Origin of the sequence: Shewanella indica (assembly GCF_002836975.1) — a bacterium.
Taxonomy (GTDB): Bacteria; Pseudomonadota; Gammaproteobacteria; order Enterobacterales; family Shewanellaceae; genus Shewanella; species Shewanella indica.
In genome coordinates, this window is record NZ_NIJK01000054.1 from 22057 (window position 1) to 43257 (window position 21201).

At 54.1% G+C, this 21201-nt stretch carries 15 protein-coding genes; 9 read left to right on the plus strand and 6 right to left on the minus strand.

Annotated elements, in window-relative coordinates; genetic code table 11:
• Window positions 1–88: 88 nt before the first annotated feature.
• A complete protein-coding gene (locus tag CX650_RS19075) occupies window positions 89–880 on the plus strand; it encodes a class I SAM-dependent methyltransferase (protein WP_101096738.1) in 792 nt (263 codons plus the stop codon).
• A 78-nt stretch (window positions 881–958) separates the two neighbouring features.
• Here the strand turns inward: CX650_RS19075 and CX650_RS19080 are convergent, their stop codons facing one another.
• Together CX650_RS19080 and CX650_RS19085 are read right to left on the minus strand one after the other, a co-directional pair.
• Window positions 959–1579, minus strand: coding sequence for a DUF938 domain-containing protein (locus CX650_RS19080; protein ID WP_101096739.1), 621 nt, complete (start codon window positions 1577–1579; stop codon window positions 959–961).
• Between the two features lie 170 nt (window positions 1580–1749).
• A complete protein-coding gene (locus CX650_RS19085; RefSeq protein ID WP_101096740.1) occupies window positions 1750–3801 on the minus strand; it encodes a bifunctional 2',3'-cyclic-nucleotide 2'-phosphodiesterase/3'-nucleotidase in 2052 nt (683 codons plus the stop codon).
• 434 nt (window positions 3802–4235) lie between these two features.
• On the opposite strand from CX650_RS19085, the gene CX650_RS19090 reads away from it, so the two are divergent.
• Together CX650_RS19090 and CX650_RS19095 are read left to right on the plus strand one after the other, a co-directional pair.
• On the plus strand, window positions 4236–6401 hold the full coding sequence (locus CX650_RS19090) for a M3 family metallopeptidase (protein ID WP_101096741.1): 2166 nt from the start codon (window positions 4236–4238) through the stop codon (window positions 6399–6401).
• Between the two features lie 59 nt (window positions 6402–6460).
• Window positions 6461–6877, plus strand: coding sequence for a GFA family protein (locus tag CX650_RS19095; RefSeq protein ID WP_101096742.1), 417 nt, complete (start codon window positions 6461–6463; stop codon window positions 6875–6877).
• A gap of 125 nt (window positions 6878–7002) precedes the next feature.
• On the opposite strand, the gene CX650_RS19100 is transcribed toward CX650_RS19095, so the two are convergent.
• A complete protein-coding gene (locus tag CX650_RS19100; protein ID WP_101096743.1) occupies window positions 7003–9213 on the minus strand; it encodes a M3 family metallopeptidase in 2211 nt (736 codons plus the stop codon).
• A 202-nt stretch (window positions 9214–9415) separates the two neighbouring features.
• Between CX650_RS19100 and CX650_RS19105 the strand changes: the two genes are divergently transcribed.
• Window positions 9416–11047: a dipeptidase gene (locus CX650_RS19105; RefSeq protein ID WP_229800021.1), complete on the plus strand. Its 1632-nt coding sequence runs from the start codon at window positions 9416–9418 to the stop codon at window positions 11045–11047.
• A 106-nt stretch (window positions 11048–11153) separates the two neighbouring features.
• On the opposite strand, the gene CX650_RS19110 is transcribed toward CX650_RS19105, so the two are convergent.
• Window positions 11154–11558: a GFA family protein gene (locus CX650_RS19110; RefSeq protein WP_071475888.1), complete on the minus strand. Its 405-nt coding sequence runs from the start codon at window positions 11556–11558 to the stop codon at window positions 11154–11156.
• A 295-nt stretch (window positions 11559–11853) separates the two neighbouring features.
• A complete protein-coding gene (gene gcvA / locus CX650_RS19115; protein WP_101096744.1) occupies window positions 11854–12747 on the minus strand; it encodes a transcriptional regulator GcvA in 894 nt (297 codons plus the stop codon).
• A gap of 121 nt (window positions 12748–12868) precedes the next feature.
• Here gcvA and CX650_RS19120 point away from each other — a divergent pair, with 121 nt between their 5' ends.
• The 5 genes from CX650_RS19120 (at window position 12869) to CX650_RS19140 (ending at window position 20521) form a co-directional block, all read left to right on the plus strand.
• Window positions 12869–13642 (plus strand): TSUP family transporter, encoded by a 774-nt coding sequence (locus tag CX650_RS19120; RefSeq protein WP_101096745.1) that lies wholly within the window; start codon window positions 12869–12871, stop codon window positions 13640–13642.
• Window positions 13643–13766: 124 nt separating this feature from the next.
• Complete coding sequence (locus CX650_RS19125) at window positions 13767–14909, plus strand: exonuclease SbcCD subunit D (protein WP_101096746.1); 1143 nt, start codon at window positions 13767–13769, stop codon at window positions 14907–14909.
• Window positions 14906–18088 carry an AAA family ATPase gene (locus tag CX650_RS19130; protein ID WP_101096747.1) on the plus strand — a complete coding sequence of 1061 codons (3183 nt, stop codon included), beginning with the start codon at window positions 14906–14908 and terminating at the stop codon, window positions 18086–18088. Before CX650_RS19125 ends, CX650_RS19130 begins: the two co-directional genes overlap by 4 nt.
• A 210-nt stretch (window positions 18089–18298) precedes the next feature.
• Window positions 18299–19543: a peptidoglycan DD-metalloendopeptidase family protein gene (locus CX650_RS19135; protein WP_101096748.1), complete on the plus strand. Its 1245-nt coding sequence runs from the start codon at window positions 18299–18301 to the stop codon at window positions 19541–19543.
• 126 nt (window positions 19544–19669) lie between these two features.
• Window positions 19670–20521, plus strand: a complete 852-nt coding sequence (locus CX650_RS19140; protein WP_101096749.1) for a tetratricopeptide repeat protein — start codon at window positions 19670–19672, stop codon at window positions 20519–20521.
• A gap of 37 nt (window positions 20522–20558) precedes the next feature.
• Here the strand turns inward: CX650_RS19140 and CX650_RS19145 are convergent, their stop codons facing one another.
• The gene (locus CX650_RS19145) at window positions 20559–20969 is read right to left on the minus strand and encodes a hypothetical protein (protein WP_071475882.1); all 411 of its coding nucleotides are present in this window, start codon (window positions 20967–20969) and stop codon (window positions 20559–20561) included.
• Window positions 20970–21201: the final 232 nt, after the last annotated feature.

A 21201-nucleotide genomic window follows, 5' to 3' on the forward strand; every position in this document is an offset into this window, starting at 1 on the left:
TGATAAAGCCAACCCTTGAGGTTGGCTTTTTTCTGTGCCAGTCAGTATGCTGAGCCTCGACTCTTGATGGTGCAGGGAGAGAAGCACAATGGATAAGTACCGGGAAACCGTGGCAACCTTTGACAAAATGGCGCTTTCCTATCGGGATAAGTTTGCCGGCAACGATTGTTATGACTCGGCCCATAACCGATTCGCTTCTTTGCTGAAGCAGTATCAGGCCTGTGCCGGGCGGCGCCTGCGGTTACTGGATATAGGCTGTGGCCCAGGGCATGTCTGCGGCACGTTGGTAGACAGGGTGCCTGAGCTCGAGATAGTGGGTATAGATGCGGCGCCGGCCATGGTGGCGCTTGCCGGTGAATTGTTGCCCGAGGGACGTTTTTATCGGCTGGATAGCCGCAAGCTTGGTTGTCTGACGTCGCTGCTTGAAACTGATGCCGTGCAGACTATCGCCCCTCTTGATGTGTCTGAAAACACTGCTGCGTCCGTAAGTCTTGGGGTTTCTGATGGCTCTAATATCCTTGATGACTTTAATGCCCTAGAAGACTTAGACACGCCAGAGGGTTTTGATGCAATACTTCTGCTCTTCGTTACGCCTTATCTTGAACGTCAGGACGTGATTGCCTTACTGCAAGACTGCCGTGCGCTACTGAATGACGGCGGGCTCCTGTACCTGGCCTCGATGGAGGATGACTATCAAGCGTCCGGCTACCAAAGCTCCAGTTCCGGAGACAGGATCTTTATCCACTATTATCCCGAAGTGTTTTTCGTCAGTGAGTTGGCCGCGGCCGGGTTTGAGCTTATCGATAGTCTGCGTAAACCCTATCTGGAGCAGGGCGAGGTCAAGGCCACAGATCTGTTTCTCTACGCCAAAGCCGTGTAAAAACAAAGGCGTTTCAGAGGCAGATAGCGCCTGGACTTTTCAGGCAAAACATTTGTTTTGCCCATCACTTTGTCTCCGTTAGCGAACCGTTTTACGAATAAACTCCAGCAGGCGGTTGTTGGCGGGCATGGCATGATCCTGACAAAGCTCAAGCCCCTGGGCTGCGGCCAGCATCAGGATCCACTCCTGATCGCGAATGCCGCTTTGCGGATCGCGCTGCCTTAACATGGCATCGAACACCCGGTTGGAGTCGCTGCTGTAATCGCCTCGGTAGTTGAAGGGGCCATAGAGGCAGAAACGGCCGCCGCTTTGCAATACTCTGCCTATGCCGGTAAACATCGCCTCCACCATGGGTTGACTCATGATATGCGCAGTATTGGCGCTATAGATGGCATCCGGTGCCGGCTCAGTTGCCGCCTGCGGCCAGGGGGAACACACCTCCAGAGTGATCACCTCGGCCAGATTACTCGCCGGGAGTTTGCTATGCCAGGCGCGGATCCCATCCAGATACTGGGGTTGATCGCTGCATTGCCACACCAGGTGCGGTAACTCTGGGGCAAAGTAGACCGAGTGCTGACCGGTACCACTGCCTATCTCCAATACCCTGCGGCAGCCTGAGAATGCCTGTTTGAGAATCCTGAGTATCGGTTCGCGGTTGTTTTCACAGGCTTGGGAGAAGGGCGCGGGTATCGAAGACATAAAAGATTTCCTGCAATCTTGCCGTCGTGACGGCTGAGTGAGTCTGGTGTTTTACTGTACTTACTTTATAACATTGTCAAAGGCTTAAATCATGGCAAGTTTAATCTGTGAAGAAACATAAAAAGCGCCCCTGAGGGCGCTTGGTTCGTTTTATGTCTCAGCTGACAGCCTTATTGGGCAGGCTTGAGATCTATGCGGTAGACGGCAAAGCCCAGTTCATCGGTACTCAGCTTGGTCATGGTCCTTTGCTGGTTGGCCTGGATGAAGTTGGCGGCCTTGTCACTGTCCTGGGTGACAAAGCGGATGTCCAGAGCAACATTCGTATCTATATTCCTGAAGTCCCAGTTATAGTCAGCCGTGGGGTTAACCATGGCGTCATACTTGTCGGTTTCAGGATTGTACTTGGATTGCTCTGTGATGTAAGCCGCCAGAGCTTCACGGTTGGTGTCCGGCAGTTCCAGTACCACGTGCTCGCTGCCGGTGCCGGCAAACTTTCCGCCAAAGGCGCGGTAGTTGTTGGAGGCGACGATAAACTCCTTGGCCGCCAGGGTTTCACCTGTATAAACAGTGCCTTCGTTGTCGGTGAAAGCCAGATCTATAATCCGCGAAGCATCGGCATTGACCAGAGCACAATCGGCGTCGAATTTGCTCGGTTGAGTCACGTCTATCTTGTAGGTCACGCCATCAATAACATCAAAGTTATAGGTGGGGTGGTTATAGTTCACCAGCTCTTGCGGCTCAGTGCTGGCTGGATCTATTTGGTTAAACTGGTTGGCCGAACACTCGAGCCAGTCTTTCAGCTCAGCGCCGTTTAGCTTAACCGCCACCATAGTGTTGGGGTAGAGATAGAGATCGGCGGCGTTCTTGAAGGTCAGCGGCCCTTTGTCCACCATCACATACTGATCGGCATCACTGGTGGTGCTGTGACGGCCACCGGCCTTGAACGGCGCGGCTGCAGAGAGTACCGGCAATGACTTGAGTGCTTCCGGCAGTTTGGCCTTGACGTTGGTTATCTGGGCGTCGGAGACAATCTGCACAGTCGGGTCGTCCTGCACCAGCGTCAGGAAACTGAACATGTCGGCGGCGGCGACCCCGATTGGCTGCTCGACAAAGGCCATAGTGCCCTGGTGTTCCAGCTCAACCGCGTCGTGAATGTCCTTATCGGCTTCCACCAGCGGTGTCTTGTTGGTGCCGTCATAGATGGGGCGTGCCTCGGTGCGGGCCGAGAGCACTGTCCATTTGCCGTCTTTACGTTGCAGTTTGAAGTCGACCAGGCCCATGTTGTCGCCCCAGCGACCCGGCATCACGGCGGGGACACCGTTAAGCAGGCCTTTTTCCACATCTGTGTTGGGCAAGTCGGCATAGCGGGCATCGGGGAAGATGGAGTGGCTGTGGCCGAACATGATGGCATCAATGCCGTCGACATAGGTGAGGGCATAGGTGGCGTTTTCGGCAGCAGGATCGCCTGGGTTTTCGGTGGAGCCAATGCCTGAGTGTGGAATGGCGATAATGATATCGGCGCCTTCAGCCTTCATTTGCGGCACAAATTTCCTGGCGCTCTCCACTATGCTCTCGGCACGTACCTTGCCGGTGAGGTTCTGCTTGTCCCACAGCATAATTTGCGGAGGCACAAAACCTATATAACCAATCTTGAGCTTGTGGCTGTTGCCGTCAGTGTCCTTAACCTCGGTTTCCTTGATAAGGTATGGGGTAAACAGGTTGTCACCTTTTTTGACCCCGTTCCAGCAATCATCGGCATCACAATAAACGTTGGCGTTGATATAGGGGAACTGGGCGCCAGCGAGGGATTTTTCCAGAAAATCCAGGCCGTAGTTGAATTCGTGGTTGCCTATGTTACCCACGGCATAATCAAGCAGGTTCATCGCCTTGTAGGCGGGATGCACTTCACCATCGGCGATACCTACTTTGGCCATATAGTCGCCCATAGGGCTGCCCTGCAGCAGATCGCCGTTATCGACCAATACAGTGTTGGTGACTTCTTTGCGGGCGGCATGGATCAGGCTGGCGGTACGGGCCAGACCTATAGTGGGGTCTTCCTTGCCGCTGTAATAGTTGTAATCCATGATGTTGGTGTGCAGATCTGTGGTTTCCAATACCCGCAGATCTACGCTGACCGTTGGTTCATCATTGTCGTCGCTGTTACAGGCACTGAGTCCCAGTGCGGCGGCAATCGCCAGTGTGATTAATGTCTTGGTTTGCATTGTTTACTACTCTTGGTTTTTATTATTGACCCCGGGAGACATTCCCGCCATCACCTTGTCAACCTGTTGTTAATCATATGATTAACCTGGTTAGGCGAGGCGCAGTATAGCGAAAGGCGAAGACATTTATGTGACATTGGACGGTAAAAACCAGTGACAATTTGTGACATTGGGCAGGTTGGTGCCACCCGATGCTGTGGCAGGCGCACACTTTTCTTGTCCAACAGATATGCTTGAGCTATCGGCTGGACGCGTGCGCATTCATATCGAATTGACGGTAAGTAAGCAGAATTTCTTACAGTTAAGTCATTGTCCAAAGAGCGGAAGAGTTGTTAAGGTAATGGCGGGAATCAACAGGGCTGTTGCCCCGCCGAGACGGGTGTCCCGGGTATTTAATCATAACTAAGCAATAGCCTGCCGTTAATGGAGTCAAGATGCGTAAGACATTAATCGCCACCGCCATAGGCGCTGCACTGGTGCTGAGTGCCTGTGCCGAACAGCAAACCAAAGAAACCGTCAGCAATACCCCGGCCAAAGAAGCGAGTCAAAGTATGCCAGAGGCAAAAAGCGCTGAGCAAACCGCAAGCAATGTGCTGCTCAGCCCAAGTCCGCTGCAGTATCATGCGCCGCAGTTCGACAAGATAAAGACAGCAGACTATCTGCCGGCCTTTGAAGCCGGGCTCAAGGAACACAAGCAGCAGATCGCCAGCATAATCAACGACAGCGAAGCCGCTTCGTTTGATAACACTATAGTGGCTATGGAAAAGAGCGGCGCTCTTCTCAACCGCACAACAAGAGTGTTTTTCAGTATGGTGAGCTTGCTTTCCAATGATGAGCTTCAAGCCATTCAAGGGGAAATCGTTCCCAAGCTCACCGAGCACAGCGACAATATTTTCCTCAATCCCAAGTTGTTTGCCCGGGTTGAAGCCGTCTACCACCATAAAGATAGCCTGAGCGCTCAAGATCAGCGCCTGGTGGACTTCTATTACAATCAATTCGTCCGTGCCGGTGCCAAATTGAGCGAAGCCGACAAAACCCAAATGCGTGAACTCAACGGTGAGCTGGCTACATTGTCGACCGAGTTTTCGCAAAACATTCTCAAGTCGTTCAAGGATGATGTGATCCTGGTGACCGATAAGGCGCAGCTCAAAGGCTTGAGTGAGGATGAGATAGGCGCCCTGGCCAACGCCGCCAAGGAAGCGGGTAAAGAGGGCTACCTGATAAGCCTGGTGAATACTACCCGCCAACCACTGCTGTCGAGCCTGGAGGACAGAGGCCTGAGAGAGAAAATTTGGCAGACTTCGGCCAATCGCGCCATGGCCAGCAATGGTCCTATCGTACTCAAGCAGGCACAGTTGCGTGCAGAAAAGGCCAAACTGCTGGGTTATGAAACCTGGGCTGACTATGTACTGGCCGATCAGATGGCCGCTAATCCGGATGCGGTATTTGCCATTTTGGATGACCTGGCACCTAAGGCCGTTGCCAAGGCTAAGGCTGAAGGCAAGGATATCCAGGCGCAAATCAAGGCTAGTGGTGCCGACTTTGAGCTGCAGCCATGGGACTGGGCCTTCTATGCCGAGCAGGTTCGCAAGGCCAAATACGATCTGGATGAGAGCCAGATCAAGCCCTATTTCGAATTCAATACAGTGCTGAATGACGGCATGTTCTACGCCATGCAGAAGTTCTACGGCATCACGATGAAAGAGCGTAAGGATCTGCCGGTATGGCAGGAGGATGTCCGCGCCTGGGAAGTATTCAACGAAGACGGCAGCTCCATCGGGCTTTTCTATCTGGACCCTTACGCCAGAGTGGGCAAGAGCGGTGGCGCCTGGATGGATGAGTTGGTGACCCAGAGTTTCCTTTTGGATAACAAACCTGTGGTCTATAACGCGCTCAATATTCCCAAACCAGCCGAAGGTCAGCCTACGCTGATGACCTTTGATGAAGTGACTACCATGTTCCATGAGTTTGGTCACGGCATTCACGGTTTGTTCTCGCAGGTGAAATACCCAAGCCTGGCTGGTACCGCTACCCCGAGGGACTTTGTTGAGTTCCCCTCCCAGGCCAACGAGGATTGGGCCATAGATCCGGATGTTTTGGCTCACTATGCCAAGCACTACAAAACCGGCGAGCCGATTCCGCAAGCCTTGCTGGAAAAGGTACGTGCAGCGGCCAGCTTCAACCAGGGTTATGACACGGTAGAGTACCTGGCCGCGGCGCTGCTTGATATGGAGTGGCATTCCTTAAAGGCCGGTGAACAAGTGGCGGACGTTAAATCCTTCGAAGCCAAGGCCCGCGCCAAGCACGGCCTGGATTATGCGCCTGTGTTGCCGCGTTACCAGTCGACTTATTTCAGTCATGTATTCGGCGGCGGTTACTCGGCTGGATATTACGCTTACCTGTGGACCGAAGTGTTCGCAGCCGACGCCTTTGCCCATACCATGGCAGAAGGCGGCCTCAAACGAGCCAATGGTGACAAGTATCGTCAGGCAATTCTCTCCAAGGGGAACAGTGAGGATCTGATGCAGGACTACATCCAGTTCCGCGGCCAGAAACCCACAGTGGATGCGCTGCTCAAGCGCCGAGGCCTGGTAGACTGAACCCTTTGATAACACCCGCCAAATGGCGGGTGTTTTTCTAAGAGAAGGTGATAAAAGCTATGGAGGCTATTCGTTATCCCATCAAGGGCAGTTGCCAGTGCGGCGCAGTCAGTTATCGCTTGTTGGCGCCGCCGCAGATGGTGCTGGCCTGCCACTGCAAGGAATGCCAGAAGCTGTCCACCAGTGCCTTCAGCATTACGGCGATTGTCAGAGCCGAAGATATAGAATTGAGTGGCGAACTGAGCCATTGGCAGCGTGGTTCGGCTAGCGGTAATATCAGCGCCGCCAAGTTTTGTGGTCGTTGCGGCAATCGTATCTATCACTACAACCCGGCTGAGCCGCAGAGTATCAAGCTCAAGCCCAGCAACCTGGAAGATACCCGTATCATTGAGCCGAGCGCCCATGCCTGGGTCAGTGAAAAGCAGGACTGGTTTGTTATCCCGCCCGGAGTCAAGCAATACACCGGTCAGCCTTGAGAAAGCCCAGTCTTGAGAAAGTCCAACACTGAAAAAGTCCAGCCCTGAGAAAGAACAAAAAAGCCGTTCACTCAGCGAACGGCTTTTTTGTTTGCGTGGCTGGGCATTACCAATCCGGCAAGCGTTTATTCCGCCAGCAGGCCGCGACTGCGCAGTAGTGGCTCAATGGCGGCTTCCTGACCACGGAACGCCCTGTAAAGCGCCATAGGATCTTCACTGCCACCGCGCTCTAGGATGTTACTGCGAAAAGCCTTGGCGGTAGCCGGGTCAAAAATACCGTTTTCCTTGAAGGCCTCAAAGGCATCGGCGCCGAGAATGTCAGACCAGATATAGGAGTAATAACCGGCCGAATATCCTCCGGAGAAGATGTGGCTGAAGTAGGTGGAGCGATAGCGCGGCGCTATCTCGGGGAGCAGCCCCATCTTGCTTAGCGATTGCTGCTCGAAGGCGGCCGCATCCTGAGGTTCGGTGACGCTGCTGCTGTGCCAGTCCAGATCCAGCTTGGTGGCTGCCATGTATTCCACCGTAGCGAAACCCTGGTTGAACTTGCTGGCGGCGCGGATCTTGTCTACCAAACTCTGGGGGATCACCTCACCGGTTTGATAGTGCTTGGCAAAATGCGCCAGCACATCCGGTTGAGTCATCCAGTTTTCCATCACCTGTGACGGGAACTCCACATAGTCGCGGGGCACGGAAGTGCCGGACTGGGAACGATACTCCACCTTGGACAGCAAGGCGTGCAGCGCATGGCCGAATTCATGGAACAGGGTACCGGCTTCATCGAAGGTCAGCAGCGTCGGCTCATTGCCACTGGGACGAGGGTAATTGAGCACGTTGACTATGATGGGCTGCTCGTTGACGCCATCGACCACCGCCTGACGGCGATAGGCATTGGACCAGGCGCCGCCGCGTTTGCTGTCACGCACATAGTAATCGCCAAAGAAGATACCGATAACGCTGCCGTCTTTGTCTTTCACCTCGAAGGTGCGTACATCCGGGTGATACTTGGGCAGATCGTCACGCTCGGTGACACTGATGCCATAGAGGCGGTTGGCGGTGTAGAACACGCCCTTGAGGGTGTTTTCCAGCGAGAAGTAAGGCTTGGTCTGCTGTTCGTTAAAGCTGTACTTGGCGACGCGTATCTTGTCGGCATAGTACCACCAGTCCCAGGCGGCCAGTTTGAAGTCCTTGCCTTCGCTGTCGATAAGCTTTTGCATCTCGGCCTTTTCGGCTTCGGCCTGGGCCAGGGCGGCGGGCCAAATTTTATCCAGCAGGGCGTAGACATTTTCCGGAGTCTTGGCGGTACGCTCTTCCAGCACATAGTGGGCGTGGCTCGGATAGCCCAGAAGCTGGGCTCGTTTGGCTCTAAGAGCCGCCAGTTCTGCCAGCACCTTCTTGTTGTCGTGGGCGTTGTCGTTGTTACCGCGCTCGATATAACCCTTGTAGAGTTTTTCTCTCAGCTCACGATTATCGGCATAGGTTAAAAACGGGGTGACGGAGGGGCGTTGGGTGGTAAATACCCACTTGCCGGAATGGCCGCGCTTGATGGCCGCCTGGGCGGCAACGTCAATCACATCCTGCGGCAGACCGGCCAGATCGGCCTGCTGGTCTATCACAAGTTCAAAGTCGTTGGTTTCTGCCAGCACATTATCGCCGAACTCCAGGCTCAGCTTGCCAATCGCCTCATTGAGCTTTCGAAGCTCCGCTTTACCTGCGTCATCCAGGTTGGCACCGCCGCGGCTGAAGCGTTTGTAGGTGTCTTCGAGCAGCTTCTGCTGCGCCGGGTTCAGTACCAGCTGATCTTTTTGCTGATAGACAGCCTTGACCCGCTGAAACAAGGCGTTGTTCAGGTAAATATCATCGCGGCTGGAAGACAACAGCGGGGATACTTCCTTGGAGATCTTCTGCAGCTCGGCGGAGGTGTCGGCGCTGGTGAGGTTATAAAACACCCCTGACACCTTGGTCAGCAAGGCGCCACTGCGTTCCATGGCTTCTATGGTGTTGGCAAAGTCAGCGGCGGCCGGATTGTTTATGATGGCCTGAATTTCCGCTTTGCGCTCGGCAATCCCTTGTTTGAAGGCCGGCAGGTAATGCTCGGACTGGATGCGATCAAAGGCGGGGATTTCAAGGTAAGTATTCCAGGGCTGGAAGAAAGGATTGTCCCGGGTTTGTTCGGCCTTGGCAGCGGCTGGGTTGGTGCCTGTGCCATTCTGGAGCGCAGGCGCTTGGGATTGGGCAGATGTGTCGCTCTGGGATACAGGCTGGTTGTCGCAGGCGCTCAGTGTCAGCGCCAGTCCCAGGGCCAGAGCCACTGGAGAGAGGGTCATTCCCTTCATTGTTATTCCTCTATGCTGGTGTTTATCTCCCGTATGGCGCGGCGGGCCGCGCCGAAGCCGTCCTTAGTAACATGGCGTATTGAAAAAGGCCAATTTTGTCCTGTTTAGTTTGTAACAAAATTTAGCGAATGCAGTATCGAAACTGTATCTGTGGCACACTCTCAGGCCTTTGATAATAAAAGATAACAAAAGCCACCCTGCCATGATGATAAGAACAGTTTCCCGTTTATCCCTGTCGCTGTCCCTGTGCTTGTTCGCTCCTTTTGTAAGCGCAGAGAGCGGCTTTACGGCTCAGGCTTCGAGCCAGGTTTCAAGCCATATTTCAAGCGTAAGTGCTGCCCAAGGTACTGAGTCTGCATTGAGTAAAGTCTCGCCACTGTCGAAAACCTTGGCCCAGTACAGTCTTGACCGCTACGGCAGCGAGATGGAACAGAGCCTCGCCGAGTTGGTGTACTTCAATACCGAGGCTATCCCAGGGTTGACGCCCGACACCAATCCGGAATTCATCGGCTTCAAGCAGGCGCTCAAGGCCCAAGCGGAGCAGTTGGGGCTGGATTATGCCGATCACGGTTATGTGCTCTTGATAGGCCTTGGCGAAGACAGGGGCGGCGGCGCTAACAAGCTAGGCATTATTACTCACGGGGATGTGCAACCGGCCAATTCAACCCTTTGGCACCAGAGTCCCTATCAACTGGATACTCAATCGCAACCGGGCAAGCTGATAGGCCGCGGCACCGAAGATGACAAGGGGCCGATAGTCACCGCCATGTACGCCATGAAGGCGCTCAAGGACAAGTCGGTAAAACTGAATCGCCGCATTGAGCTTATGGTATATCTGGCCGAGGAGTCGGACTGGGAGCCGCTGAAAGTGTTTCTCAAGGACTATCAAGCGGCCGATATGAATATCACCATAGACGCCGAATATCCTGTGGTCACCGCCGAGAAGGGCTGGAGTCAGATAAAACTCACGATACCTGAAGCCAAAGTCAAGGCGCCTAATTTCGATAAACCGCAGCTGCAGCATTTCAGCGGTGGCTCCTTTGCCAGTCAGATCCCCCAGCAGGCCTTGGCCCTGATCCGCGGAGCCGACAGCGCCATGGTCAGCCGTTTGCAACGCGCCGCAGAGTCCCAGCATGGGGTGCGCTATGATTTTACCCTGGATTTCGACAGCCTGGAGATCGCCGCCAATGGCAAATCGGCCCATTCCTCAACCCCTGAAGATGGTGTCAATGCAGTAACGCATCTGGCTGCGCTGTTGGAGTCTGAGATATTCGCGCCGAGCCAGTCGGCATTAACCCTGGCATTTATCAACGAAATGATAGGCTTGGACCTCTATGCCGAGCGTTTTGGTGAGCTGGGCTATAGCGATGACTTTATGGGGCCTATGTCGCTGGCGCCGACTGTGGTGGAGTGGGGGCAGGGGGGGACCAGCATTACGCTTAACCTAAGGCGCCCCGTAGGCAAGAGCCCGGAAACTTTGGATAAACAGCTGTCTGCGGCGCTGGCCGGTTGGCAGCAATCCCACGGTGTGACTCTGGTCGATGTCAGCAGTTATTGGGGCGAGCCCAAGGTGATGGATAAGGCGCCGCATCTGCAGACCCTGCTCAATGTGTTTGCCGAGTTTACCGGTATTGCCGACCCTAAACCTGTCGCTATTGGCGGTTCCACCAACAGTAAACTGTTTCCCAATGCCCTCAGTTTTGGTCCGGCCATGCCAGGTGTCGAGTATACAGGCCACAGCGAACATGAGTTTATCACCCGCGAGCAATTGCAGCTGAACCTTAAGATGTACACCGCCGCTATGGTGGAGTTGGCGGTAAACCCGGGATCATAAGTCTCAGCTTTCTAGGTAATCGCTGCTGAGATAACCGCTTCCGAGTCAGGCACCGCTACGTGGACTGGCAGTAGGCGCCTTTATCACAGTGCTGTGCCCTATACTCTTAAACCGGGCCCTGCTCCAGGCAGGGCACTTGTTCCAAAGCCTGATCCCAAGCGGCGCGCGTCTGACAAAAAATGTGCGCCTGGGGAGTCAGCCCCGGCTCTTCGTCCAGGCTACCTGCGGGTATTTGCAGCAGGCGGCCACCTTCGACCGCTTGGGGCAGCGCCGAGCCGCAAACGGCGCAAAAGTGGCGGCTGTGGCGGGTACCTGGCAGGGTAAACGCAGTAATGGCGTCCTGGCCACTGAGCCAGGTTAACTCGGCGCTGTCTGAAAACAGATTGGCACTGTGGGCCGAACCTGAATCCTTGCGGCAGCGACTGCAGTGACACAAAAAGAATTGCTGCAGCTCAGCGTTGATTTCAAAACGAACCTTGCCGCAAAGGCAACTGCCTCGATAGTGCTTCATACCTCCTCCTTGGTGTTGATAGGTTACTCCCCTTCGAGCCCTTGCCAAAATCTTGGTTGCCCCTCCAGGCTCACTGGAGCAAGGAATAAGCAAACGAGTTCATTCCAATGGCGTCGGTTGCCTGTAATGTAGGTCACCGAATCAAACCGCCAGTGTTGTACTTTGGACTTGAATCCGGGTTATCTGTTACCTGGGAGTCACTTTTTACTTCATAGTGTTGAAAAGTAGCTATAAAAAGATTTGAGCTGTGATTAGTTGCCAGGCTTTATTACTCAGCACGATTCTCTGTTTTGCACTAACAATGCACGCGATATGGCGCAAACTCGGACAGCAACCAGTCGATAAACAGCGCCGATTTACGTGGCAGACTGCTGGACTTGGGGGTTAACAGATAATAGCTGTAGGGGCTGATAAAGGGGGCTTCAAAGGGGATCACCAGAGTGCCGGCCTTGAGCTGATCTTCGATAAAGAAACGCGGGATCAGCGCCGCCCCCATGCCGCTGGCGGCGGCCTGACTCAGCATATAGAAATGCTCGACGCCAAACTTCTGCTCTGTGGTAAGTTTTATCCCCAGTTGCCTGGCCCAGTAAGGCCAAAGCTCAGGACGGGTGGTGTGTTTCAGCAGCGTCACCTGGTTGATATCTTCCAGTTGCTTTAGCTTGGGAGCCAGCAGTGGTGAGCACACCAGACACAGCTCTTCATCCATCAGTTTGATCACATTCACTCCCTGAGGCTCACTGGTGGCGGAGCGAATGGCGATGTCGTAGCGACCGCTGGCAAAGTCGACGGCGAAGTCGCCTATGGTGAGATCCACATACAATTGCGGAAAGCGTGACTTAAATTCCTCCATTCTCGGGATTAACCAGTTGATGGTCAGGCTGGGCAACACATTGATAGCCAGGGTCTGCGCCTTGAGACTTTGACGTTTCAACTCGGCGGTGGCATTGGCCAGGGTCTGCAGTGCCGCCTGCACCTGCGGCAGGTATTGCCGCCCCTCATCAGTGAGCGCCAGTTGCCTGTGTTGACGCACAAACAGACTGAACCCCAGAAAACTCTCGAGTAAGCGCACCTGTTTGCTGATGGCACCGTGGGTCACATACAGCTCCTGCGCCGCCAGGGTAATGCTTTGCAGCCTTGCCGCCGCCTCGAATGAACGCAGGGCATTGAGAGGCGGTAATTCCTGAAACATGTTTTCTCCGCTGTTTATTGTGTGAGAAAATCTCACGTGAAAACGAGAATAACTCCTTTGCCTTTTGCGGGCAAACTGCGTCTAATAGCAATCCTTCAACTCAGTATTCGATAACATAAAAATGGCATTTGAACTCACTTTGCAATTGGCTACGGTTCTGTTTTTGGTTGCTCTGGTGGCGGGCTTTATTGACTCTATCGCCGGTGGCGGTGGCCTGTTGACTATTCCGGCGCTTATGTGGGCCGGACTGCCTCCGGCGACTGCACTCGGCACCAACAAGCTACAGGCCTGTGGTGGCAGTTTCTTCGCCAGCCTCTACTTTGTCCGTAAAGGAATGGTGAATTTGGGTGATATGAAACTGGCAATTGGCTGCGCCTTTGTCGGCGCCTCAGTCGGTACGATTTTGGTTCAGTTGATAGATGCCAGTGTGCTGGAGTTGATGCTGCCGTTTCTTATTTTGGCTATTGGTTGTTACTTCTTGTTTTCCAAAAAAATTACCGAAGATGACCGCGCCAGGGTTCTGACACCTGGGGTATTTGCCTTTACCGCCGCACTCGGGGTGGGTTTGTATGACGGCTTTTTCGGCCCGGGCACCGGCAGCTTCTTTGCCCTGGCGTTTGTGTCTTTGGCGGGGTTCGGTCTGGCCAAGGCGACGGCTCATGCCAAGGTACTGAATTTTTCCACCAATATTGCTTCGCTCATCTTTTTTGCCCTCGGTGGCAAGGTGGTGTGGCTGCTGGGGTTGGTGATGCTGGCAGGGCAGGCCGCCGGGGCGACTCTGGGCTCTCGTCTGGTGATCACCAAGGGCAGCAAGATCATCAAGCCGCTGGTGGTGGTCATGTCTCTGGTGATGAGCCTCAAGCTGCTGGCCGATCAATATCAGTGGAGTTTTTAAACCCAAATAAGACAGACGGCTGAGTGGTAAGCACTCGGTCGCAGAACCTCGGCAGACGCATATACTATTGCATTGATTTTGCATACCATAAGGCTCACGTATTCGCCTGCAATCTTAGCGCCCAATGAAATTTATCCATACCTCGGACTGGCATATCGGTCGGCAACTGCACAACGAGTCGCTGCTGGATGAACAAGCTTATATGCTTGAGCAGATAGTGGCACTTGCCGCTGAGCATCAGGTTGATGCCCTGGTGGTTGCCGGTGACATATATGACCGTTCGATCCCGCCTGCCAGCGCGGTTGCCCTGCTGGATAAGTTCCTCAATACCCTGCTCAATGAGCATCAAATTCCTGTGCTTATGATAGCCGGCAATCACGACGGCCAGGAGCGGCTGGGGTTTGCGGCGCGGCAAATGGCCGCCAGCGGCCTTTATATTAGCGGCCCTCTGCAAGCGCAGGTTAAGCCGCTTATCCTCAAAGGCCGTGACGGCGATGCCTGTTTCTATCCCATTCCCTATGCCGAGCCGGCGCAGGTAAGGCATGTGCTGGAGGTAGATGCCGGCAGTCATCAGCAGGCGATGGCCTGCTTGCTGGAGCAGGTTCAGGCGCACGACAGCCAAGGCCTGCCCAAGGTAGTGGTGGCCCACTGTTTCCTCGATGGCGGCAATGAGTCTGAATCCGAGCGGCCCTTGAGTATCGGCGGCGCCGATAAAATCGACCCTGCACTCTTTTGCGGCTTTGACTACGCAGCGCTCGGGCATCTGCATGGCCCGCAATACAAGGGCGCCGAGCACGTGCGTTATTCGGGCTCGCCGCTGAAATATTCCTTCAGTGAACACAAACAGAAAAAATCCGTGACTCTGGTGGAGCTGAGCGCAGCTAATACCCCAAAAATCACTCTGCTACCGCTAAAACCCAGGCGGGATGTGAGGGTGATTGAAGGCCTGCTCGATGAACTGTTGCAACAGGGCGAAAAAGATCCGGGGTGGGAAGATTACCTGATGGTGCGTCTGCTCGATACCCAGGCGCTGCTGGATCCCATGGGCAAGCTGCGCGGCGTCTATCCCAATGTGCTGCATCTGGAGCGCACGGGCCTGATGTCCCGGCAGCAGGGGCAGGAGATTGGCCGCGACAGAATCAAAAAAGGTGATCTCGACATGTTCAGCGATTTTTTCAGTCAGGTGCAGGGTGAAGCCATGACAGAGGCGCAGCAGCAGACCATGAGCCGTTTGATTGAAGAGTTGCACAGGGAGCAGGAACAATGAGACCGCTGATTTTGGAAATGCGCGCCTTCGGCCCCTTCGCCGATTGTCAGCGCATCGACTTTACCGAGCTGGGCGACAAGCCGCTGTTTCTGATCAATGGCCCCACAGGGGCGGGCAAGACCACGATTCTGGATGCCATCTGTTTTGCCCTGTACGGCAAAACCACAGGTAACGAGCGAGAAGGCAGCCAGATGCGCTGCGACAATGCCGATGACGGCCTGCTTACCGAAGTGTATTTCAGTTTTGAATTGGGGCAAAAACGCTACAGCATTCGTCGTTGCCCCGAGCAGCAAAGAGCCAAAAGCCGGGGCGAGGGTTTTACCCTGCAAAAGAGCGAGGCGGAACTCAAGCGGCTGATGCCCGATGGCACTGAAGAGTTGCTGGTGGCCAGTAAGGTCACGGATGCCAACGCCTGCATCGAAGAGTTGACCGGCCTGGATGTGGATCAGTTTCGCCAGGTGATGGTGCTGCCCCAGGGCAAGTTCCGCGAGCTTTTGCTGGCAGACTCCAAAGAGCGGGAAAAGATCTTCAGCCAGCTGTTTCAAACCCATATCTATCGCCGCATTGAAGAGCGCCTCAAACAGCAGGCGCTGGAAATCAAGGCAAAGGCCAGAGACTTGCAATCACGCCGCGCCGGGATTTTGGAAACTGCCGGTGTCGAGAGTCTCGAGCAGTTGACTGCAGAAATTGCTGCGCTGTCCCCCGCTTTGGCCGAGGCGATAGGTAACAAACAAAAAGCCAGCGAAGCCTTGGCCCAGAGTGCCAAGACGCTCGATAACGCCAAGGCGTTAACCGCCGAGTTTGAGCGCCGCAAGCTGCTACAAACCCAGCTTGATGCGCTTGAGCAGCGGCGCGCTGAAATCGAGCTGCACCAGCAGACATTGGAGAAAGCCCGCAAGGCTGAAAAGCTGCTGCCAAGCCTCAAAGAGTTGCAGTTTCGCCAGCAGGAGTGGCAGCAGGCTAAAGCCAAGGAGGCTGACTATGCCAAGCAGTTGCAGAGCGCCGAGCAGCGTCTGAAACAGGCTACAGATGACAAGGCAACACTCGCCGAGTTGGATGAGCACGCTAATAAGCTGCTACGGGAGCTTGAACAGCTCGACAAGCTGCAGCCGGCTATTAACGAGCTTAAGCAACTGACCGAGGAGCATGAGCTTGGCCTAGTGGAGCTTGGGCGCCTTGAACGGGCAGAGCAGCAGAGTCGCACTGAGCTGGAACAATTGCAGCAGCAACAACAACAGCTTAAGTTAGAGGCGAACGAACTGTTCTCAAGCGCCGAGCGCCAAGGGCCGTTGCATCAGGCACTGGCGGCGTTGAACACTCGCCTGGAGAAGACGGAGCAGCTCGGGCACATTAAGCAAAAATGGCAGCAAGCCCAAGTTAGCATGCAGCAGGCCGAGGCCCATGGTCATCAATGCAAGGCCGAAAGACAGAGCGCCGAAACGGAACATCAAAGGTTGCAACTGGCCTGGCATACAGGCCAGGCGGCTATTTTGGCGGCCAAGCTGCAGCCGGGGCAGCCTTGCCCCGTATGCGGCGGCTTGGAACATCCGGCACCGGCCGATATGGCGCAGGATATTCCGGGTGAAGCCGAGCTCAATCGGGCGAGAGATGCCGAGCAGCAAGCCTCGGCAAGGCATGAGGCGGCCCGCAGCGATTATCGTCATATCAAGCGGCAAACAGAGGAGTTACAGCTCGAGCTGCAGCGCTTGAGCGCTGAGTTACAGGCCTTTATCGCCGCGGATGTTACGACAGGTGTTACGGCTGATGTTAAGACTGGTGTTACGACAGAGGTTAAGGCTGACGCCGCTATGGATGCCGACTCCTATGTCAAAGCCGATCTCGCTAGTGAAATAGACAGGCTTGAGTCCCGGCGCAGGCAGCTGCTCAATGAGTTGCAACAGGCCGAAGCGGCTCAAACCCGCCTCAATAACTGCAGGAAGCAATTGCAGCAGGCCGAGCAGCAAGTGGAGCAGCGACTCAAATACAGAGAGACTCAATTACAGCAGTTGCAGCAGCTAAGAGAGCAGTTGAGTCTTGCGGGAGCCCGTAAAGACACGGCACTTGCTGCTCTGCCCGGTGAATATCATGCTCTGGCAGCCGAGGCGGCGCTTGAACTGATGGCGCGGCAACTTGAGCAAAAGCAGAGTGAGTGGCAACAGCTCAAACAGCGACAGCAAGATATCAATCAACAGTATACCGAGGCCGTCAGCCAGCATAAGGCGCTGATACAGGCCTTGACATCGGGCCGTGAAGACAGCGCCCGGGCCGAGCAGTTTGCCATCAAAGCGCAGCAAACGCTTGATGATGCCCTGAAGCAATCTGGATTTACTGATCGCCAAACCTTGGAACAGGCGCAGCTGGATGAAGCGCAGATGCAGGCATTGGCTGAGAAGATAGAAGTTTGGCGCACGCAGCGCTTTGAGCAGCAGGCGCTGCTCAAAGCCATGGATGAGCGGCTCGCCGGACAAAGCCTGCCTGAGCTTGGGCAGCTTGAAAGCTTCTGGCAGCAACAGCAGCAGCAACTCGCCGAGGCGGAGTCTGCCTGGCAGACGCTCAACAACCGAATGCAGAGCCTTAAAGCTACAGAAGCCCAGCTCAATAAAGAAGCGCTAGCTACGCAGGCGCTGGAGCAGGAATACGCGCTTATTGGCACTCTGAGTGATGTGGCCAATGGCAACAGCCATAGCAAGGTGAGTCTGCAGCGCTTTGTGCTCAGTGTTTTGCTCGATGATGTGCTGCTCGAGGCCAGTCGCCGTTTGGCGCTGATGAGCAAAGGCCGCTACCGCTTGCTGCGCAAAGAGGACAGGGCCAAGGGCAATAAGGCCTCTGGTCTGGAGCTTGAGGTGGAAGATGCTTACAGCTCCAAGGTGCGCCCTGTGGCGACACTTAGCGGCGGTGAGAGTTTTATGGCGGCCTTGTCGCTGGCGCTGGGACTCTCTGATGTGGTGCAAGCTTATGCCGGTGGTATCAAGCTCGATACCCTGTTTATTGATGAAGGTTTTGGCAGCCTGGATCAGGACTCACTGGAACTGGCGGTTCGTACCCTGATGGATCTGCAATCCAGTGGCCGCATGATAGGGGTTATTTCCCATGTGTCGGAGATGAAAGAGCAGATAAGCTGCCGTATAGATATCAGCAAGCATGCACTGGGTAGCAGCATTCGCCTGGTTACAGCTTGATGCAAACAGGGCAAATTTGTCGGTCAAATCTGAAATCCACCCAGTAATCATGGGGTTTTGGCGAATAATACTTGTCTCAGGGACTTTTTTTGATATAAGTTTGCAGTTGGCCCCTTGAAAATAGGGGTTCCAGCTATTGGTTTTTTCAGTTTGAACTCGGTGAGGCAACAGTTGCAGACAGATAGAATATCCTGGTTGAGTATAATCCCTATGCGTTTGCAGACCTTACCATCCTTTCACAAGAAGCTGCTGCTCAGCTCTGGGTTATTGGTGGGCGCGGCGCTGCTTTGGCCCGGGACTCATGAAGTCACCCCACAACGTATTCCCTTGCATCTGGATATTGAAGCTCTGCTGCCTCAAGTCGGCACTGAGCCTTCGGTTGTTGAGTTGGCCGGTCCGGACTTTGAACGCGTGATCCAAAGTGGTGACACCCTCAGTGTATTGTTTCAAAAGGCGGGGGTTGGCCAGCAGACCATGTACAAGGTGTTGGAAGCCGATTTGGATATCTTGGCACTCGATACCCTGCAACCGGGTAACAGGATCCGTTTCTGGCTTGATGAACAGGGCAATCTGACCCAGTTGGAACTCTACTTCAACGCCGCGCATCAGGTACTGTTCAAGCGCTTCGACGATGGCGGTTATGGGGTTGAAGAGATCAACATCGAAGGCGTCTGGCAAAACCGGATTGTCAGCGGTGAGATCCAAGGTTCTTTCTATCGCTCGGCGCAGCGAGTCGGTCTGAGCGCCGCCGAAATTCAAAAAATTGAAAGCTTGTTGAAAGAAAAGCTCAATTTTGCCCGGGATCTGCGTGCCGGTGACCACTTTTCTGTGCTGATGAATGATCAGTACATAGAAGGGGAGTCGACCGGTGTCAGCCAGGTGTTGGGATTACGCATTCAAAACGGCCGCAATGAAATCACTGCGTTTCAGAGCACAGATGGCAACTTCTATGATGAGAAAGGGCGGAGTTTGGCGCGGGCCTTCCAGCGGATCCCGCTGGAGAAACGCTATAGGATCAGCTCATCATTCAACCCCAATCGCCGTCACCCGGTCACAGGGCGGGTTTCACCCCATAACGGCACCGACTTTGCCGTACCGATAGGCACCAAGGTAGTAGCACCGGGTGACGGAGTGGTGACTCTGGTGACCAATCATAGATACGCCGGTAAATATATAGTGATAGAACATGGCAACAAATACCGTACCCGATATCTGCATCTGTCCAAACCTTTGGTGCATAAGGGGCAGAGGGTCAGTCGTGGCCAGGTTATTGCGCTTTCCGGTAATACCGGGCGTTCGACCGGGCCGCATCTGCATTATGAATTTCATGTCAACGGGCGGCCGGTGAATGCCATGAAGGCGGATATCCCCATGGCCAGCCAACTCTCCAAAGAGCAGATGCGTGAGTTCAGTCAATTGGTCAGCACCCGCAAGATGATGATGGATCTCGGTTAAGTTTATTAATTATTGGTTTTGCAGTAGCCAGCGCTTAACGGCGCTGGCTTTTTTTATAAGCCAATTTTACCCATCCAGACCCATTTGTTAGGGTGTGGAGAAAACCTGAGTGCAACAGGAGGAAAAATGAAGTTATGGCATGCACTGATATTGGTGTTATTGAGCCTGGCGCTGCCGGTTATGGCGGCTGAAGAGCCCCCAAAACCTTATTCGGAGCAGAGTATTTACGACAAACCCTTGATGGAGCGCTATGTGCTCGATGAGCTCAAGTCGATACGGCAAGATATGCAGTCGCTGGAAAAACGGGTCACGGTCGATATTACCGACCGTGAGTTGGCGGTGGCCGACAAGTCAATGAACTATGCCAATGTGACCGTGACCTACTTCTTCTATCTTATTGCCGCCGCTGTGTCTCTGATCGCCTTGGTGGGGTGGCAGTCACTCAAGGATATTCGCGACAAGACCCAGGAGATGGCCAACGAGAAGCTGGAGGCGATTGCCGCCCAATATGAGAAAAAGTTTCAGGAGATGGAGCGTGAGCTGAAACGCAAGAGCCGGATCATTACTGAAAACAACAAGGAAATTGAACGGATCAACGAGATACACAACCTGTGGATCCGTGCTCAACATTCGCAGACGCCGGAGCAGCGAATTGAAATCTACAACGATATTCTCAAAATACGTCCGGGCGATCTCGAAGCCTTGACCTACAAGGCCGATGCCGCCATGGAAATGGGCGAGTATCACTGGGCGATGAGCATCTGTAACCGGGTGTTGGAAGTGGATCCCAAGAACGCCAATGCGCTTTATCAGCGGGCCTGCGCCTTTACCCGCATGGGCTCGGAAGAGCAGGCGATTTCCGATCTGGAATTGGCTGTGGGTTTCAGTGCCTCACTCAGTGAGGCGGCCAAGGAGGAGAAAGACTTTGATTCCCTGCATGGCTACAAACGTTTTGACGATCTGATCAGCGACGACTGACAGTAATGTCGGGCAATTATCTAGTTCTGCGGAAGGGTTAACCTGCCTGCTGTAGCCGCTGTTGATACTTAAGGGCGCAGCGGCACAGTTTGCCCTTGAGTGCCGGGCAGCCGCCGCAGGGGGATTTCTTAAAGGGGCGCAGCGCAAAGCTCATGCTGCCGGTCTGGGGTTTTAGGCTGTGAAGTTGTCCGAGTTCGACAGAAGCTTGATTGGCGGCAATCCAGGTGCCGGCTCGGTTTTGCAGCTCAGCCTTGAGCAGTTTCTTTTGCGGTTTTTTGAGCTTCTTTTGCCGGGAGAGTTCAGTGGGCAGTTGCTGCTCTAATGCACTAACCAAGCCTTTGCCAAGGCGTTTGCGGCTGGACTTGCCGAGTGCGGGTTGCGTCTTTTTCAACGCCTTCTTGGCCTGCTTATGGCATATCTTGGAAATATGCTTGCTTATCTTGGGCATAAACCACTCCACATCTAATTGGTATCGTCTGCTAAAACAGAAAAGCGCTGTCATATGCCGACCTGGTTAATCGCAGCATTCAATGACGGCCTGAAAAGTCAGAGTAAAAAAGCAAAGTCGATACCTGGAACTGAAAGTGATTTTAAATGAAAACCATTATCAGTCAATAAAAGATTGTTAATAAACAGAACTCTCCTGTGGTTACTTTTATCTTCAATGAGGGTTTGATAGA

Bases quoted from the DNA above. Each gene is read 5' to 3' on its own strand.
- CX650_RS19095 (WP_101096742.1), top strand. From the start codon at position 6,461: ATGGAGGCTATTCGTTATCCCATCAAGGGCAGTTGCCAGTGCGGCGCA.
- CX650_RS19145 (WP_071475882.1), bottom strand. From the start codon at position 20,969: ATGCCCAAGATAAGCAAGCATATTTCCAAGATATGCCATAAGCAGGCC.
- CX650_RS19140 (WP_101096749.1), top strand. From the start codon at position 19,670: ATGAAGTTATGGCATGCACTGATATTGGTGTTATTGAGCCTGGCGCTG.
- CX650_RS19135 (WP_101096748.1), top strand. From the start codon at position 18,299: ATGCGTTTGCAGACCTTACCATCCTTTCACAAGAAGCTGCTGCTCAGC.
- CX650_RS19120 (WP_101096745.1), top strand. From the start codon at position 12,869: ATGGCATTTGAACTCACTTTGCAATTGGCTACGGTTCTGTTTTTGGTT.
- CX650_RS19080 (WP_101096739.1), bottom strand. From the start codon at position 1,579: ATGTCTTCGATACCCGCGCCCTTCTCCCAAGCCTGTGAAAACAACCGC.
- CX650_RS19105 (WP_229800021.1), top strand. From the start codon at position 9,416: ATGATGATAAGAACAGTTTCCCGTTTATCCCTGTCGCTGTCCCTGTGC.
- CX650_RS19090 (WP_101096741.1), top strand. From the start codon at position 4,236: ATGCGTAAGACATTAATCGCCACCGCCATAGGCGCTGCACTGGTGCTG.
- CX650_RS19130 (WP_101096747.1), top strand. From the start codon at position 14,906: ATGAGACCGCTGATTTTGGAAATGCGCGCCTTCGGCCCCTTCGCCGAT.
- CX650_RS19100 (WP_101096743.1), bottom strand. From the start codon at position 9,213: ATGAAGGGAATGACCCTCTCTCCAGTGGCTCTGGCCCTGGGACTGGCG.
- CX650_RS19075 (WP_101096738.1), top strand. From the start codon at position 89: ATGGATAAGTACCGGGAAACCGTGGCAACCTTTGACAAAATGGCGCTT.
- CX650_RS19110 (WP_071475888.1), bottom strand. From the start codon at position 11,558: ATGAAGCACTATCGAGGCAGTTGCCTTTGCGGCAAGGTTCGTTTTGAA.
- gcvA (WP_101096744.1), bottom strand. From the start codon at position 12,747: ATGTTTCAGGAATTACCGCCTCTCAATGCCCTGCGTTCATTCGAGGCG.
- CX650_RS19085 (WP_101096740.1), bottom strand. From the start codon at position 3,801: ATGCAAACCAAGACATTAATCACACTGGCGATTGCCGCCGCACTGGGA.
- CX650_RS19125 (WP_101096746.1), top strand. From the start codon at position 13,767: ATGAAATTTATCCATACCTCGGACTGGCATATCGGTCGGCAACTGCAC.